The sequence below is a fragment of the Sphingobacterium sp. Ag1 genome, from assembly GCF_000988325.1.
Classification (GTDB): Bacteria; Bacteroidota; Bacteroidia; order Sphingobacteriales; family Sphingobacteriaceae; genus Sphingobacterium.
The window spans coordinates 18,949-35,011 of record NZ_LBGU01000033.1; the positions used below are offsets into that span (position 1 = coordinate 18,949).

17 protein-coding genes are annotated in these 16,063 nt (G+C 37.7%); 13 read left to right on the top strand and 4 right to left on the bottom strand.

Features of this window, described 5'->3' with window-relative positions:
- Position 1 precedes the first annotated feature (1 nt).
- The 8 genes from AAW12_RS08410 (at position 2) to AAW12_RS08445 (ending at position 8,619) form a co-directional block, all read left to right on the top strand.
- Positions 2–487 carry a hypothetical protein gene (locus AAW12_RS08410; RefSeq protein WP_046673179.1) on the top strand — a complete coding sequence of 162 codons (486 nt, stop codon included), beginning with the start codon at positions 2–4 and terminating at the stop codon, positions 485–487.
- A complete protein-coding gene (locus AAW12_RS08415) occupies positions 477–1,577 on the top strand; it encodes a Nif3-like dinuclear metal center hexameric protein (RefSeq protein WP_046673180.1) in 1,101 nt (366 codons plus the stop codon). Before AAW12_RS08410 ends, AAW12_RS08415 begins: the two co-directional genes overlap by 11 nt.
- A complete protein-coding gene (locus tag AAW12_RS08420; RefSeq protein ID WP_046673181.1) occupies positions 1,577–2,329 on the top strand; it encodes a zinc ribbon domain-containing protein in 753 nt (250 codons plus the stop codon). Before AAW12_RS08415 ends, AAW12_RS08420 begins: the two co-directional genes overlap by 1 nt.
- Before the next feature lie 143 nt (positions 2,330–2,472).
- Positions 2,473–5,790, top strand: a complete 3,318-nt coding sequence (locus AAW12_RS08425; protein WP_046673182.1) for a S41 family peptidase — start codon at positions 2,473–2,475, stop codon at positions 5,788–5,790.
- Positions 5,791–6,028: 238 nt separating this feature from the next.
- Positions 6,029–6,952 carry a CPBP family intramembrane glutamic endopeptidase gene (locus AAW12_RS08430; protein WP_046673183.1) on the top strand — a complete coding sequence of 308 codons (924 nt, stop codon included), beginning with the start codon at positions 6,029–6,031 and terminating at the stop codon, positions 6,950–6,952.
- A complete protein-coding gene (locus AAW12_RS08435) occupies positions 6,927–7,136 on the top strand; it encodes a DUF2007 domain-containing protein (RefSeq protein WP_046673184.1) in 210 nt (69 codons plus the stop codon). The genes AAW12_RS08430 and AAW12_RS08435 overlap by 26 nt, the downstream gene beginning before the upstream one ends.
- A 3-nt stretch (positions 7,137–7,139) precedes the next feature.
- Entirely contained in the window at positions 7,140–7,940 is an 801-nt protein-coding gene (locus tag AAW12_RS08440; RefSeq protein ID WP_046673185.1) for a phosphatidate cytidylyltransferase, read from the top strand.
- A 7-nt stretch (positions 7,941–7,947) separates the two neighbouring features.
- A complete protein-coding gene (locus AAW12_RS08445) occupies positions 7,948–8,619 on the top strand; it encodes a DUF2461 domain-containing protein (protein WP_046673186.1) in 672 nt (223 codons plus the stop codon).
- On the opposite strand, the gene AAW12_RS08450 is transcribed toward AAW12_RS08445, so the two are convergent.
- Positions 8,620–9,816 (bottom strand): anhydro-N-acetylmuramic acid kinase, encoded by a 1,197-nt coding sequence (locus tag AAW12_RS08450; RefSeq protein WP_046673187.1) that lies wholly within the window; start codon positions 9,814–9,816, stop codon positions 8,620–8,622.
- Positions 9,817–9,916: 100 nt separating this feature from the next.
- Here AAW12_RS08450 and gcvH point away from each other — a divergent pair, with 100 nt between their 5' ends.
- Complete coding sequence (gene gcvH, locus AAW12_RS08455; RefSeq protein ID WP_046673188.1) at positions 9,917–10,297, top strand: glycine cleavage system protein GcvH; 381 nt, start codon at positions 9,917–9,919, stop codon at positions 10,295–10,297.
- 63 nt (positions 10,298–10,360) lie between these two features.
- Here the strand turns inward: gcvH and AAW12_RS08460 are convergent, their stop codons facing one another.
- The 3 genes from AAW12_RS08460 to mqnB form a co-directional block, all read right to left on the bottom strand.
- A complete protein-coding gene (locus AAW12_RS08460; protein ID WP_046673189.1) occupies positions 10,361–11,116 on the bottom strand; it encodes a DUF6263 family protein in 756 nt (251 codons plus the stop codon).
- A gap of 111 nt (positions 11,117–11,227) precedes the next feature.
- A complete protein-coding gene (locus AAW12_RS08465) occupies positions 11,228–12,214 on the bottom strand; it encodes a pyruvate dehydrogenase complex E1 component subunit beta (protein ID WP_046673190.1) in 987 nt (328 codons plus the stop codon).
- A 123-nt stretch (positions 12,215–12,337) separates the two neighbouring features.
- Entirely contained in the window at positions 12,338–12,979 is a 642-nt protein-coding gene (mqnB, locus tag AAW12_RS08470) for a futalosine hydrolase (protein WP_046673191.1), read from the bottom strand.
- Positions 12,980–13,559: 580 nt separating this feature from the next.
- Here mqnB and AAW12_RS08475 point away from each other — a divergent pair.
- The 4 genes from AAW12_RS08475 (at position 13,560) to AAW12_RS08490 (ending at position 16,055) form a co-directional block, all read left to right on the top strand.
- Complete coding sequence (locus AAW12_RS08475) at positions 13,560–13,973, top strand: 6-pyruvoyl trahydropterin synthase family protein (protein ID WP_046673192.1); 414 nt, start codon at positions 13,560–13,562, stop codon at positions 13,971–13,973.
- 28 nt (positions 13,974–14,001) lie between these two features.
- A complete protein-coding gene (gene folE / locus AAW12_RS08480) occupies positions 14,002–14,631 on the top strand; it encodes a GTP cyclohydrolase I FolE (RefSeq protein ID WP_046673193.1) in 630 nt (209 codons plus the stop codon).
- 241 nt (positions 14,632–14,872) lie between these two features.
- Positions 14,873–15,508 carry an O-methyltransferase gene (locus AAW12_RS08485; RefSeq protein WP_046673194.1) on the top strand — a complete coding sequence of 212 codons (636 nt, stop codon included), beginning with the start codon at positions 14,873–14,875 and terminating at the stop codon, positions 15,506–15,508.
- Between the two features lie 22 nt (positions 15,509–15,530).
- Entirely contained in the window at positions 15,531–16,055 is a 525-nt protein-coding gene (locus AAW12_RS08490) for a glucosaminidase domain-containing protein (RefSeq protein ID WP_046673195.1), read from the top strand.
- Positions 16,056–16,063 lie beyond the last annotated feature (8 nt).

Here is a 16,063-nt window from a genome sequence, read left to right on the forward strand (position 1 = left end):
AATGACGCAAGAGGAATTAATAAGAGAGTTAAGTAAGCCTGAAGTAATTTATACCGCTATGGGTATTGTTGCTATACGTATTATTGTATGGCTTCTATTTGCAAATACAATTCGAAAGACACTAAAATTGGTCGCCAAAGAAAATAGATTAATGACGCCTAACCAATCGTGGTTAGTTGCCATTCCGCTGGTCAATATTTATTGGAATTTTCAGGTAGCCTCCCGTCTAAGGGATTCTTTGATCAATGAATTTTATGATCGAAAAATAGCTGTGGAAGAAAACCCTACCTTTAGAAAAGGATCGCTATATGCATGGATTTACCTGGCGACAAATATTCCGCTTCCACTTTCTATTTCCGGTGTACTGATCATTATGCATTTTGTGACATTGGCTAATTATTGGTTTGAAATTAACGCGAATAGAAGAATTTTAGAGGAACATAATAAATTTAGAGAAAAGGAGGTAATTGTAGACCATGAAAATTAAAGAAGTCATTGACTATTTGGAGCAATTGGCTCCTTTAGATTTGCAAGAGTCTTATGATAATGCTGGCCTTATTGTGGGCGACGCCAATAGAGAGATTACAAAGGTGCTCATTTCGTTGGACTGCACAGAAGATGTTGTAAAAGAAGCCATTGATAAGGGATGTAATTTAATTATTTCGCATCATCCTATTGTATTTAGGGGGCTAAAAAAATTTAATGGAAAAAATTACGTCGAGCGTACGGTTATTAAAGCAATTGAACATAAAGTTGCATTATATGCCATTCATACGAATCTAGACAATGTTACCGGTGGAGTGAATACGAAAATTGCCGATAAATTGGGATTAGAAAATCAGGCTATACTGCAATCTAAAACAAATGTATTGCGAAAAATGGTCGTTTTTGTACCTAGGAGTCATGTTGAAGATGTCCGACAGGCATTGTTTGATGCGGGCGCAGGTAAAATCGGAAAACACTATGATCAATGTAGTTTTAACACAGCGGGTTATGGTAGTTTTAGACCATTAGAAGGGGCCGATCCTACTCTTGGAGAGATTGGTGTTCAAGAGCGTGTTGAGGAAACACGAATTGAGGTTATCTACCTGAAATCTATTGAAAGAAAGTTACTCTTGGCACTCTATGAAGCTCATCCTTATGAGGAAGTAGCTTATGATTTGTTTGATATTCAAAACACGGCTGCTGAAATTGGTGCTGGAATGATTGGAAATTTGGCTGAACCAATGGCTGAATTGGAATTTTTAGCTTATCTTAAGGACAAACTGAGGTTGAATGTCATTCGTCATACAGCCTTATTAGATAAAAAAGTTAGTCGTGTAGCCGTCTGTGGTGGCTCGGGTGGATTTTTACTCGCTGCAGCCAAACGTTCAGGCGCTGATTTTTTTGTTACAGCAGATTATAAATATCATGAATTTTTTGATGCTGAAGGTGAAATCGTGATTGCAGATACGGGACATTTTGAGAGCGAACAATTTACGCAAGAATTATTGTACGACATTATTACGAAAAAATTTCCTAACTTTGCAACCTTAACAACAGAAATAGATACAAATCCTATAAAATACTACAGTTGATGGAACAAACCGTAGAACAAAAATTGAAAGCATTATGGCTTTTACAAGCCATACATACTAAAATAGACAAGATTCGCCAAGTTCGTGGAGAATTGCCTATGGAAGTTGCAGATCTTGAAGATGAGATTGCGGGTTTAGAAACTCGTATTGAGAAGATCAGAATAGACTTAGACGATTTAGAAGATTCGATCGTTAAGCGTAAAAACATGATTAAAGATGCCCAAGCTGCGATCAAAAAATATGAGTCGCAGTTGAATGAGGTAAAAAATAATCGTGAGTACGACGCTATTTCGAAAGAAATTGAAATCCAAGGTCTTGAGATTCAGGTTTGTGAGAAACGAATCAAAGAAGCTGAATTTGAGATTCGCAACAAAACAGAAAACTACGATACTACTGTAGGTAATCTTGAGTATAGCAAAAATGAGCTTGAGGGAAAAAAGAAAGAATTGGAAACAATTACTTCTGAAACTCAAAAAGAAGAAGATGCATTGTTGGCTAAAGCTGCTGAGGCCGAGGCTAATATCGAAGAACGTTTGGTAAAGGTATATTACCGTTTACGTAACTCATTCAAAAACGGACTTGCCGTTGTTTCGATTGATCGGGATAGCTGTTCAGGATGTCATAATAAGATTCCTGCTCAAATGCAATCAGAAATACGTCAACGTAAGAAAATCATCATTTGTGAACACTGTGGTCGCGTTTTGGTTGATGAAGGAATTGTGTTAGAAATCGAACAAGAATACGGTTTCTAATCCTCAATAGATAAAAGAAAGTCCTGCTGCAAAGTGGGACTTTTTTTTTGTCATATTTTTTATGCAACTTTGTTGATATACTAACAAGGTCCACTTTACAAAAGTGTAGTTTTGTGTGTGGTAAATTTAACCTTTAAACGTTTATGAATAAAACTCATTTCAAGTTATTTGCTGCCTTTTTGCTCGGTACATCCTTTCTGCAAACAAAAGCGCAAGAAACCCTATTGCTTCGAAACCCAAGTATCAGCGCCAACAATATTGCTTTTGTCTATGGTGGAGATATTTGGATTGCCGAAAAAAATGGAGCCAATCCGAGACGCCTTACAACAAATCCTGGTGTGGAACAGAATCCAATGTTTTCTCCAGACGGCAAGAAAGTTGCATTCACAGGAAATTATGACGGAAATACAGATGTGTATGTCATCCCTGTGACGGGTGGTGAGCCCAAACGGATCACTTATCACCCTTCGTCGGATGTATTGCGGGGATGGCTCAATAATGATGAAGTATATTATACGACATCTCGTGATTTCACCTATGCTTTAAGTCCACGATTATACAGCTCCAATATTCAAATGTCGGGAATGGACAAGGCGCTTATTATGCCTGAGGCGACTCAGGGAAGCCCTTCTGCCGATGGTCGTTACTGGGCTTACATCAAGAACACTGACCCTACTGAAAGAGATCGAGTTGCCTTTAAACGTTACCGGGGTGGTGGTATGCCGACAATTTGGATCTTCGATACGAAAACCAAAGAAATAGAAGCTATTCCGCAGGTTAAAAGTAATGATGTTAAACCATTGTGGTTGGGAAATAAGATCTACTTCCTTTCCGATCGTGATAAAATTGTTAACATCTATAGCTATGATACCAAAACCAAAAAGGTAGAAAAGCTAACGGATTTTAAAGATTACGATGTGCGTTCGCTGAATGGAAATGGGACTGAGTTGATCTTTGAATATGCTGGCGTATTAAATACGCTCAATCTCAACGATAATAAAGTCACTCCTTTGCATATTACGGTGAATACAGATGTAATGTATAAAAGACCGTATTATAAAGACATTAAGGACGATATACGTTATGCTACCCTATCGCCAACAGGCCAACGGGCATTATTAGAAGCCCGCGGAGAGATATTTACGGTACCTAAGGAGAAAGGTGAAGCCCGAAATTTATCTAATTCTCCGGGTTCTCATGAGCGTTTTCCGGATTGGTCTCCAAATGGAAAATGGATTTCTTATATTTCAGACAAAAATGGATCTTATCAGTTGGTGCTGATGGATCAATTTGGAAAAGATAAACCCCTGTACTTTAACTTAGGGGAAACGAACTTCTATTTCGAACCAACATGGTCACCGGATTCAAAGAAGTTGTTTTACAATGATGCACATCTTAATCTGTTCTATATTGATATCGCTTCAAAGGCCATTGTTAAAGTTGCAGACGATAAATTGAGCGGTCAAACTGGCCGTGTATCCAATCATTTCCAACCAAGCTGGTCTCCAGATTCAAAATGGATATCCTTTATACGTACACTGGAAAACGGGGTACCCGCTGTGTTTATGTATAACTTAGATACAAAGAAAACTCAGCAAATTACGGATGGTATGAGCTCTGCACGTAGTACAGCTTTTTCTCAGGACGGTAAATATCTATTTTTTACAGCGAGTACAAATACAGGGTTGACAAATTCTGGCTTACATATGGCTGCTGTACAGCGTAATGTTGATTATGCCGTATATGCCTTTATTTTATCCAGCAAAACGCCATCATTCTTTAAGAATGATAGTGATGAGGAACAAATCCGTGAGGATAAGGTGGATAAAAAGGAAGAAGGAGATGGTGATAAAAAAGATGGTGTAAAAGAAAACGATAAAAAATCACCTAAAAAGGATAAAAAGGAAGAGGCAGTAGCAAGTAAGCCCATTGATAAATCTATTCAAGTTGACTTCGATCGTATAGAAAACCGAATAGTTGCCCTCCCTTTGCCTGCTGGTCCTTACTGGAATTTGAATGGTTTAGTGCCAAATCAATTGACTTACCAACGTGGGGGAACAATCGGAGCATATGATTTTAAAGATCTCGAAAACAAAACCTTAGTCGAAAATGCCCGCAGTTTTGTTATTAGTGCCGATGGTAAGAAGATGTTATATCAAACGGGAAATGGATTCAATATTGTAACGGCTGGGCAAAAAGTGGCCTCTCCTACTGCCGGCGAAGTTAAGCTAGGCGGAATTCAGCAATTGGTGGATCCTGCTGCAGAATGGAAACAGGTATTCAACGAAGTTTGGTCAATGCAAAAAGACTATTTTTATGTTGAAAACATGCATGGTGCTGACTGGAAAGCGATGAAAACCAAATATGAAAAATTCCTGCCTTTTGTAAACCATCGTTCTGATCTTGGTTATTTATTGAATGAAATGATGGGAGAAATGGTCGTGGGACACAATTATATCTATCCTGGAGATCAACCTTCCACGCCGTCAGTTTCAGTTGGTGTGTTGGGAGCAGATTATACCGTAAAGAATGGTTACTATCAGATTGCTAAATTGTTTACGCGTCTTGAATGGAATCCATCGTTCAAAGCCCCATTGGCTGAACCGGGATTAAACATCAAAGAAGGAGACTATATTGTTGCTGTTAATGGTGCTGAATTGACTGAAGATAAGGATATCTATAGTTTATTTGACAATACTGTTGGTAAACAAGTTACGTTGAAGGTCAATTCAAAACCTTCATTGGTCGGCGCTCGTGAAGTAATTGTTAAACCGATCTCGTTTAGCGATGAGATGAATTTGCGTAGCATGGAATGGGTCGAAAGGAACCGTAAGAAAGTAAATGAATTGAGTAATGGGCAAATAGCTTATGTATACATGCCAAATACCGGTGCTGAAGGATATACCTATTTCAATCGTTATTATTTCGCTCAGATGGATAAAAAGGCTCTTCTGATGGATGAAAGAAACAATGGTGGTGGCTGGGTAGCCGATTATGTCATTGATCTTTTGTCCCGTGAACTGATTGCTGGTTGGGGAATTCGTGATGGAAAAGGATTTACTACACCAGGAAATGGTATTTATGGACCGAAAGCCATGATCATTAATGAAAATGCAGGCTCAGGTGGCGATATGATGCCATATATGTTCCGTTTTAAAGGGCTGGGCAAATTGGTCGGTCGTACGACCATGGGGATTTTGGTTGGTATAAGTGGCTATCCTCCTTTGTTGGATGGCGGCCGTATTACTTCGCCAAACTTCGGTGTCTATGACCTAAAAGGAAATTGGATTATTGAAAATGAAGGTGTGGCTCCTGATGTATTTATCGAACAGTTGCCTAAAGATCTTTTGGAGGGTCGTGATCCCCAACTTGAAAGAACTGTGAAGATATTGTTGGAAGAAATGAAAACGTATCCTTACAAAAATTTACAAAAACCAGCCGATCCTATTCGGGTGAATTAAAAGAGTATAAATCTAAGGGCTTTGATGAAATTCAAAGCCCTTTTTTGATCATATAGTTTGTATGTAACTGCATCCATATCCGAGATGATTGAATATATCTCGTGTGGTTTTTATCGTAATTAGATCATATCATTCGTTTTCATTAGGCCAATACAAACCAGATGCTAAAATTTGATTGGACATGACGATTTTAATAAATCTTGCTTTTATTGTTATCTTTAACTGATATTTACTAGATATGTTTCCTGAACAAACACCCCATCCGTTTCAATCTTTGTTACGTTTGATCTTAATGGTTATTGGTTTTTCCATTGTTTCGCAGATTATTGCCATTCTGATTATTGCAAGTTATTATTCATTTACAGCGCAGGTCTTCTCCTTGGAGTCTATACTGAATGGCTCTGCTAATGATATGCGATTTATGTTGTTAATGAGTAGCTTGGGATCTTTTGTTGTGCCAGCTTATCTGATGAATACACGCGAAGGATATGGTATAACCTATTTTAAATTGAAAAATTGGCCTAGCGGAATGCAATTTGGCTATATATTTTTAGCAATGCTTTCTTTTATGCCTTTGATGAGTCTGATCGGTCATTGGAATGAATCCTTACAATTGCCCAATAATATGCAATCTTTGCAGCGTTGGATGGAGCGTAGTGAAAAGGAATCGGCCGATTTAATCAAGGGTATTATTATGGAGTCGAGTGTAGCCGGCTTTTTGTATAATATTGTTGTACTGGCTTTGATGCCGGCCATAGGTGAAGAATTGTTGTTCCGCGGTGTTTTGCAAAAAATAATAGGAAGATGGTTGAGCAATCAGCATGTGGTTATATGGCTTGTTGCCATTATTTTCAGTGCGATACATCTGCAATTTTTTGGTTTTGTTCCCCGCATGTTATTGGGCGCTTTTTTTGGCTATCTTTATGTATGGAGCAAGAACATCGTACTGCCCATCTTTGGACACTTTGTCAACAATGCCGGAGCCACAATCGGGGCATTTTATTACGTAAGAGAGGGAAAGAGTTATGATGAATTCAATGCATTTGAATTACAATCTTGGTGGATATATCTTGTAGGCTTCATTTTTACTCTTATTTTTGTATTCTTATTTTATAGATCAACGCAAAAAGAAAATAATGGAGAACGATTGGAAAAAAATTAAAACATATACAAATGCTATTCAGGCCGAGATAGTCAAGCAAATGCTGGAAGAAAATGGTATTCCTACTGTCGCAATGAATAAACAAGATTCTTCTTATTTATTTGGGAAAATTGAACTCTATGTCAGTGAAGGATCTATTGATGTGGCCGAAACATTAATTGAGGAAGCAGAAAGAGGGCTTTAAGAGATGAAAACAAGAGCAATAACGGGGGTAATCTTTGTGGCTGTCATGATAGCTGCCACTCTTTTGGGCGCTTATGTCTATTCCATTTTTTTTACACTGCTCAGTACATGGTGTCTTTATGAATTCTATGGAATAGTTTCATCCGAAGAACGCGCCCCAAATAAGTGGATAGGCATAACACTGGCCTTACTCCTATTTGTTTTGGGCTCATTAGTTTCGATGGACCTGCTTGCGGTAAAATTTTTAGCACTAATTATCCCATTTATAAGTGCGACTTATATTATTTCACTTTTTCAGAAGAGAACTTTTCCTTTCAATGACATTGCCTATACTTTTTTGGGTATAGCTTATGTTACATTGCCTTTCTTCCTATTTTCCAAATTAGGGTTTATGCAAGGTACTTTTAACTATGTACTACCCTTAGGTTTTTTGATCTTATTGTGGACAAACGATACCGGGGCATATCTCGCTGGACGAAGTTTCGGAAAACGTAAATTATTCGAACGGATCTCACCAAAGAAAACATGGGAAGGTTTCTTTGGGGGCTTAATCTTGGCTATTGTTGCTGCTGTAAATCTGGAAAAATATTTTGGTTATCTTCCACTTTGGCAATGGGTAAGTATTGCGGCAATTATCAGTATTATTGGAACATTGGGGGATTTAGTAGAGTCGATGTTAAAGCGTAGTTTGCACGTAAAGGATTCCGGAAATATATTGCCTGGACATGGCGGTTTTTTAGATAGATTTGATGGGTTGTTATTAGCGGCACCTATGGTCTATGTTTTCTTAATTTTAATCAATTGATTGTATTATGAGTCACATTGAAAAATCTACATTTGATTTTTTAACGGAATTGAAAGCCAATAATTCTCGGGAGTGGTTTGCCGATAACAGAGCTAAATATGAAGCTGCATTGGCTGATGTGAGAAATTTTTTGACAGATTTAATTGCTGCATTGAGCGAGTTTGACCCTAAAATTAATACTTCCATTCAAGCAAGTAAATGTTTGTTTCGTATTTACCGAGATACACGTTTTTCAAATGATAAAACTCCTTATAAAAGTTGGTTTGGGGCAGGAATTTCTGTTGATGGAAGAAAGTTGCAGGGACCAGAGTACTATATTCATATTGGAGCAGAAAATTCATTTATCGCCTGTGGGTATTGGCGTCCTGAAAAGCAACATTTAGAGGCAATAAGACAAGAAATTGATTACAGTGGTGATAAATTGGATGAAATTTTAAAAACAGTATTGACTGGCAGTAATATTGCGCTTTTCAAAGAAGATTTACTGAAACGTGCGCCGGCCGGCTATAGTGAAGATAATCCGTTTATTGACTTTATCAAATTGAAAAGTTTTGTGTTGGATAGATCTTTAACTACAAAGGAGTTATCTTCAAAAAATGCACTGGATAATATCGTGGCTTCCTATAAAAGTATGCTTCCTTTTAAAGAGTTTTTACAAGAAGCCATCGATACAGAATAATTATTCAGGTAAGCTGATTTTGCCCATACAGACAGCGGGAGAGTCTTTAATTTGTGCTACATTGGATTTGTTACCTACCAAAGTCTCATTTGCTAATAGCGCAAAAAGAACAGCCTCTTTTGCATCTGGGTTGATACCCAATGTTGCAAAACTTTTAACATTACAGGTAGGTAAGCCTCTTTTGATGTAATCGAATAGCAATGGATTGTGTAGTCCACCACCACTAATGTACACCGCTACATCAGATAGCCCTTCTGACTGCTTGCGAATGCCATTGACCATCGCATGAGCAGCAAAGCGATTGAGGGTAGCCATAACATCCTCATGTGGGATATGGTTTGTTTTCGAACAATCCTGTGCCCTTTCGAGATAAGCGAGATTAAATAGTTCCGGTCCGGTGGTTTTTGGAAAGGGCAGCGTTAGAAACTCCTCCGTTAATAATTGATTCAATAGCGCATCATTTACGTGGCCCTTTTTAGCCATATAGGCATCTTTATCCATTTCCTGATCAAAATTCGCCTTCATGTATTGGTTCATCATTGTATTGCCTGGACCGAGATCTGTTGCATAAGCTTTCGCCTTTGTTTGATGGCTTGGGATAAATGTGAAATTAGAAATACCGCCAATATTCAGTAAGAATCGATTTTCTGTTGCATGCGAGAAAAGAAGGTAGTCGCCATACGCTGCCAAAGGTGCCCCTTCTCCTCCTGCAGCAATATGTTTTTGCCTAAAGTCAGATAGGGTTATGATACCTGTATCTACCGCGATATGATCTCCATCTCCAATCTGTAAGGTGCTGTTGGGCCAATTGCGGTCTTTGGTCAACGATTGAGGAGCATGGTATACGGTTTGCCCATGGCTGGCTATACAATCAATATCGCTGCTTGATATATTCCATTGTTGCAATGCTGTATTGATTAATTTGGCATGCGTGACTCCAATATAAGCATGAAGTCCCGAAAATAATTGCTGGTCGATATTTCGTTTTGCAAAAACTTCACGCACCCGTTCTCTAAAATCATCCTCATAATCCATTGTAGTAAAATTCTCGAGCTGTATTTTCGTTGTTTTACCTGCATTTTCTATGCGGCACACGGCGATATCAAGACCATCCAGGGATGTTCCGGACATCAGGCCAATAATACGACGTTCTTTCTTTTGTGAAATTTGGTAAAGTCTTTCGATTTGAGGATTCATAGCTTAAAAATAAACACAAAAATGTTATGATGAATATCATTTTTGACAATTAAAGATATTTTGTAACTTCACGGCATTAAAAATCAAAAAATTAAATACAATGAATTTTCCAGCAGAATTGAAATACACCAAAGATCACGAATGGATTCGTGTTGAAGGTGATGAAGCAGTTGTAGGGATTACCGATTTCGCTCAACGTGAATTGGGTGACATCGTTTTTGTTGACATAAACACTGTAGGTGAAGAAGTAGCCGCTAATGAAGTTTTCGGTACAATTGAAGCCGTAAAAACAGTTTCGGATTTGTTTTTACCTGTATCAGCTACAATTTTATCGGTGAATGAAGCTATTGATGCATCTCCTGAATTGGTCAATTCTGATCCTTACGGTGAAGGTTGGATTGTTCGTATTAAATTGAACAACGCTGCTGATGTAGACGCTTTGTTATCTGCTGATCAATATAAAGAAGAGATCAACGCATAATTTTGATATATAAAAAAATAAAATAGGGGCTTTAGCCCCTATTTTATTTTTCTTTCCAGTCGTTTACTGACTTTTTAAGGTGGTCTTTATTTTCGCTTCAGGCATATCCACCGCACTTGTCATTTCTGTTATCTTGGTAAGGCAGGTCTTTTTATCCAAGACATAGAAACCCTGTACGTTTCCGACCTGATTTGCATCCGGACCGAACATTTTTCCTTCAACATTTACTTTGTAGCCTAGCTCATTTGCTTCTATTAAAGTCATTTTGCTTTCCACCGAAATGCCTGAATCATCTGATTCAGTTTTAGATGTCCATGAATCACCTATTTTAATTGGTTGTTCAGGTAATACAGTACTTATATTTTCGAACATACTTTTATCAAATGGCAAGTTGATACCCTCAGGTAACTTGATATCTGAAGATTTACCAAGTTGATCAACATTAAAGCTGATGCTATTTTCGAGTAACTTACCTAAGGTAGCATGCATCTGCTTAGAAAATTCATTAGCCTCGGGATTTTTGGAGTCGTATGACATGTCCATCCCTGCCATATTCATTTTCATGTTGATTCCAGTATATTTAAGATCGAACGCAAATATGTTGTCTTTTTTCGTCGTATTGGTGATATCAAAGCCCATATTAAGGTCTGTCACCATTTTTTGGCCAGCAGCGTCAATATCCATGGTCATCACAAGATTTTGTGATATTTTTTTTCCTGAATCGGGATTTACGCGTAATGTGTATTTCTTTTGTGCGGAAGCAGATATCACTAGAAATGCAAATACAGCCATTAAAGAGGCAATTCTTAATTTTTTCATATATGGAATTTTAATTTTTTTAGTAAGCAACAATTGGCCAGTTTAAATATAAAAAAAAATCCCTTTTACACAGTAAAAGGGATTTTAATTTTTTTAAGAATGTAATTCGTATTACTTCTTGATATAAGATACTTCTTTCACAGCTTTAACAACTTTCTCAACGCTAGGTAAAGCAGCTTCGATCAATGTTGGAGCATAAGGAAGAGGTACATCTGCACAATTTACGCGGATAACTGGGGCATCTAAGTAATCAAATGCATTACGTTGTACATTGAATGCTAAGTCGGTAGAAATAGACGCTAGTGGCCATGCTTCTTCCACGATTACCAAACGGTTTGTTTTCTTAACAGACGCGATGATTGTAGGGTAATCGATAGGACGTACCGAACGCAAGTCGATTAATTCAACGCTGATACCTTCTTTTTTCAATTCTTCAACTGCAGGAATGACAACGCGAGGGAGCATTTTACCAAAAGATACAACTGTTACATCCGTACCTTCTTGGATAATATTAGCTTTTCCGATTTCCAAGTAATATTCTTCTTCAGGAACTTGCCCTTTATCACCATACATTACCTCAGATTCCATAAAGATAACAGGATCTGGATCAATAATAGCTGATTTCAATAAACCTTTAGCTTCATATGGATTAGAAGGCACCACAACTTTTAAACCAGGTGTGTTTGCAAACCAGTTCTCGAAGTTTTGAGAGTGTTGGGCTGCAAGTTGACCAGCATTTCCTGTAGGGCCACGGAAGACCATTGGAATGGAGAACTGCCCGCCGCTCATTGAGTGAATTTTAGCTGCTGCATTAATTACTTGGTCAATTGCAACAAGTGAGAAGTTGAATGTCATGAATTCAACAATTGGCTTCAAACCATTCATTGCAGCACCAACAGCAATACCAGCAAAACCAAGTTCGGCAATAGGTGTATCAATGATACGCTTTGCGCCGAATTCATCAAGCATACCCTGACTTACTTTGTAAGCTCCGTTATACTCAGCAACTTCTTCTCCTAATAAAAATATTTTGTCGTCTTTACGCATTTCTTCGTTCATTGCTTCACGAAGTGCTTCTCTGAATTGTATTTCTCTCATCAGTTGTAAAATAGTGTCAATTTTTAGATTACAAATCTACTATTTAAAATTGATATTTTGAAGATTTGAACCCGCTAATTCTATAGTTTTATGTCATTTTTTAATAAGTAAATGACTTTTGTATTAAATTTTTGAATATAAGTTGTTCAGATATTCCAATGTTTTTATAAGTGCCTTATTACTATTCATTATCGCTAGTGGAATGTTCCACGTGGCACGGTTCCTTTTCTCCACGTAATTTGAAATGCCGCGGATCTCGATCACGGGAACTGTCATTTTATCGGCAGCATAGAAAACAGCAGCTCCCTCCATACTTTCGACAAGACTATCGGGATGCAGGTTTTGAATTTTTTCGATACTTTCTGTACTGCCATGGACTTTGTTAACGGTAATTCCTTCCCCCTGCTTTAGAAAAGGAAGCCTAAGGTCCTTATCTTTCCATAAACAGGAGGTAAATGAAGACTTTCCATAGCCCAATTGATCTATTGGAATGAAATTATGACCGTCTTCCGCTCCTAGTTCAACGAATGATTCTGTAACGACCTGGACAACCGAGCCTATTTCAATAGTACGATCCAAACATCCGCCTATCCCGATATTAATGAGCAGATCATATTTTTTTTCGTGCAGCACTCTCCCCAGCTCAAAGGCTGTGGCAACCATGCCTACACCAGTAACTAGGGTATCACATTGATCGTAATTTGATATCACCTCGAGAAAAGGCTGCAATTCAAATGAAGTAGCCGCAATCACTAATATTTGCATAACGAGTTCGTTTTGATGGTAAATTACAAATTATCTTGTACGCAGACCTCTTTTTAGAATAAAAACATCTCGCTTGCAGGAAGTCCTTCTTATAAATGTCAACTAGGAGTATATAATAAAGGTTAGCTGATCCCTTGCTACGAACTAATTTCTGATCATCATGTCTGAACTGTCTCGTTTTTGTCTGACTGAAATCAGAAACACCCAGGATCTCCTATATATTAACTTAGCTTTTATATATTCTTAGCCTAGGGTTAGTTTAGGGTTAGTATAGGTTGAACCTAAACTAACCCTAACTAAACCCTAAACTAACCCTAACTAAACCCTATCTAAAAAGAAAATAAAAGTATACTGAAGAGTCGATATTATCGGCAACGCTTTTGTCAACAGGATGCATACAAACACGCGCTGCAAAAGTCTTAGCAGATTAAATTACCGACATCACATTACAGCTAAGACGAGTTTTTTGTCCCTGTGTGATAACAAAAGGGAGGCGCACTTCATTATATTACTATATTCTGACGGCATTGGTTAAAAGGAGATGTTAAAATTGCCGCTAAAGCCTTATCTTTGTACTATTATGGTATTTATAACTCGTCGTGAACGTTTTTGTGCCGCGCACAAGCTCTATCGTGAAGACTGGAGTAAGGAGCAGAATGAACAGGTATTTGGTCTTTGCTCCAATCCAAATTGGCATGGGCACAATTATGATCTTTATGTAACAGTTAAAGGAAAGGTCAATCCGGAGACTGGTTTTTTGATCGATTTAAAGATTATGAAAGAAATAATCAATCGCAGTATCATTGACAAAGTCGATCACCGTAATTTCAATTTAGATGTTGATTTTATGAGAGGAGTCATGGCTTCTACGGAGAATATCGCAATCGAAATATTTAAGATCTTAAAACCGCTGTTTGATGAACAGGGTGTGATCTTGCATAGTGTCCGTTTGCATGAAACAGAAAATAATTACGTCGAATATTTTGGCGATTAATCTTTAATACATTTAAATAGTAGAAACTATGAGTCAACACTCATTTGACAACGAAGAGTTGGATGGATATATTAAGATCGACAAATACAATACTGAAAAGGTAGATCGCATCGCTGCTCATTATACAGATATATTGGAATGTCTGGGGGAAGATCCAAAACGCGAAGGTTTGGTGAAAACACCAGAACGTGTTGCAAAGGCATTGCAATTTTTGACACATGGATATGATATCGATGCTGCGGAAGTGTTACGGGGAGCTATGTTTGAGGAGGACTACAGTCAAATGGTCGTCGTCAAGGATATTGAAGTATATTCTCTTTGTGAGCATCATATGTTGCCTTTCTTTGGTAAAGCACATATCGCATATATTCCCAATGGTCATATTGTAGGTTTAAGCAAAATACCACGTGTCGTTGATATTTTTGCGCGTCGTCTGCAGGTTCAGGAACGTCTTACCAATGAGATCAGAGATTGTATTCAAGAAACTTTGGGCGCTCGTGGCGTAGCTGTGGTCATGGAATGTAAGCACATGTGTATGGCCATGCGTGGTGTTCAGAAACAGAATTCTGTAACGACTACCTCTGCATTTACTGGAGCATTTCAAAATGATGTCACAAGATCCGAATTTTTACGCTTGATCACTGCTGATCTTGCTTAATATATTTGTTGTTTAATAATAAAAAATAGCCCGCTAAAATATCACCTTTTAGTGGGTTATTTTTTTGATAAAATTTGGAAGCAAAATAGAAAATCAAAAAATGGCAATAGCGCTTTTTTACGCATCTGACGCGATTTACGAAAAATGTTCTTTACAAAGTTGTAATTGTATTTGACTGATATTCAGTTTTTTGTAAAAAAAAGTTTTTATCATAAAAAAGTTTTTTGGTACCTTTGTGGTTATGGAAATTGTTGCCGACGATTTAGAGTCCTATTTGGAACATACTACAGACGAAGAAAATTCGTTACTGAAAAGGGTAAATCGGGAGACTTATTTGAAGGAAACAATGCCCCATATGTTATCTGGTCACTACCAGGGAAGAGTTCTTTCTTTATTGAGTAAATTGGTTGCTCCGAAACGTATCTTGGAGATAGGAACGTTTACGGGATATGCTACATTATGTCTCGCAGAAGGGCTGCAAGAAGATGGGATATTATACACCATTGATATCAATGCAGAACAACAAGAACGTGTACAAGGGTATTTTGATGAATCGGCATTTGCAGATAAAATCAGCTATCATATTGGAGATGCAGCGGTCATATTACCTACATTAAATGAAACATTTGATTTGGTATTTATCGACGCGGACAAGAAGAGAAATTTATATTATTTCGAAACGATAATAAATCAAGTTCCGTCTGGGGGACTTATTTTGATTGACAATGTCTTATGGAAAGGTAAGGTGTTAGATTCAAAACCAGACAACCAAACAAAGCAGATCATTGATTTGAATGCACGTTTAGCTCAGGACAAGCGCGTAGAAAAGGTAATATTACCGATTCGAGACGGACTTTTTGCCTTACGCAAGAAGTAATTTGTGAACTAAAACATTCTTCATGAATTTAAAACAATTAAAAAGCTTTGTACTGTTACTAGCTTTGGGAACTTTTGGATTGACAAAAGTTTCAGCTCAAAGTAATGCGGCATATGTCGATAAGTACAGTCCAATAGCAAAAGAAATGATGGAGGAACACGGTGTTCCAGCATCGGTTATCTTAGCCATCGCTATGCATGAAAGCGGAAATGGTGGTAGCAGGGTAGCAAAGAATTTGAATAACCATTTTGGTGTCAAAGGAAAAAACAACAGTACCGTTATTCGGTCAGCTTACAAAGGTTATCGGTCTGTAATGGACTCTTATGATGATTTTGTAGGAATAGTAAAAAGAAAAAAGACTACTCAGAGTCTTTTTGAAAAACATCCTGGTGAAAAATACGAAGCTTGGGTAAAAGCGATTGCTCGTTCGGGTTACTCTACGAGTAAAGGTTGGACAGCAAAAGTACTCGCTACTATTAGACAATATCATTTGGATATGTTTGATAATGATGCTAAGCAAAATAGATTCTCGTCAACAAAAAAATAAGCGCGATA

Coding starts and splice junctions, on each gene's coding strand:
- folE (WP_046673193.1), top strand. CDS start 14,002: ATGAGTCAACACTCATTTGACAACGAAGAGTTGGATGGATATATTAAG.
- AAW12_RS08445 (WP_046673186.1), top strand. CDS start 7,948: ATGAGTCACATTGAAAAATCTACATTTGATTTTTTAACGGAATTGAAA.
- AAW12_RS08410 (WP_046673179.1), top strand. CDS start 2: ATGACGCAAGAGGAATTAATAAGAGAGTTAAGTAAGCCTGAAGTAATT.
- gcvH (WP_046673188.1), top strand. CDS start 9,917: ATGAATTTTCCAGCAGAATTGAAATACACCAAAGATCACGAATGGATT.
- AAW12_RS08435 (WP_046673184.1), top strand. CDS start 6,927: ATGGAGAACGATTGGAAAAAAATTAAAACATATACAAATGCTATTCAG.
- AAW12_RS08420 (WP_046673181.1), top strand. CDS start 1,577: ATGGAACAAACCGTAGAACAAAAATTGAAAGCATTATGGCTTTTACAA.
- AAW12_RS08450 (WP_046673187.1), bottom strand. CDS start 9,816: ATGAATCCTCAAATCGAAAGACTTTACCAAATTTCACAAAAGAAAGAA.
- AAW12_RS08430 (WP_046673183.1), top strand. CDS start 6,029: ATGTTTCCTGAACAAACACCCCATCCGTTTCAATCTTTGTTACGTTTG.
- AAW12_RS08460 (WP_046673189.1), bottom strand. CDS start 11,116: ATGAAAAAATTAAGAATTGCCTCTTTAATGGCTGTATTTGCATTTCTA.
- mqnB (WP_046673191.1), bottom strand. CDS start 12,979: ATGCAAATATTAGTGATTGCGGCTACTTCATTTGAATTGCAGCCTTTT.
- AAW12_RS08415 (WP_046673180.1), top strand. CDS start 477: ATGAAAATTAAAGAAGTCATTGACTATTTGGAGCAATTGGCTCCTTTA.
- AAW12_RS08440 (WP_046673185.1), top strand. CDS start 7,140: ATGAAAACAAGAGCAATAACGGGGGTAATCTTTGTGGCTGTCATGATA.
- AAW12_RS08490 (WP_046673195.1), top strand. CDS start 15,531: ATGAATTTAAAACAATTAAAAAGCTTTGTACTGTTACTAGCTTTGGGA.
- AAW12_RS08465 (WP_046673190.1), bottom strand. CDS start 12,214: ATGAGAGAAATACAATTCAGAGAAGCACTTCGTGAAGCAATGAACGAA.
- AAW12_RS08425 (WP_046673182.1), top strand. CDS start 2,473: ATGAATAAAACTCATTTCAAGTTATTTGCTGCCTTTTTGCTCGGTACA.
- AAW12_RS08485 (WP_046673194.1), top strand. CDS start 14,873: ATGGAAATTGTTGCCGACGATTTAGAGTCCTATTTGGAACATACTACA.
- AAW12_RS08475 (WP_046673192.1), top strand. CDS start 13,560: ATGGTATTTATAACTCGTCGTGAACGTTTTTGTGCCGCGCACAAGCTC.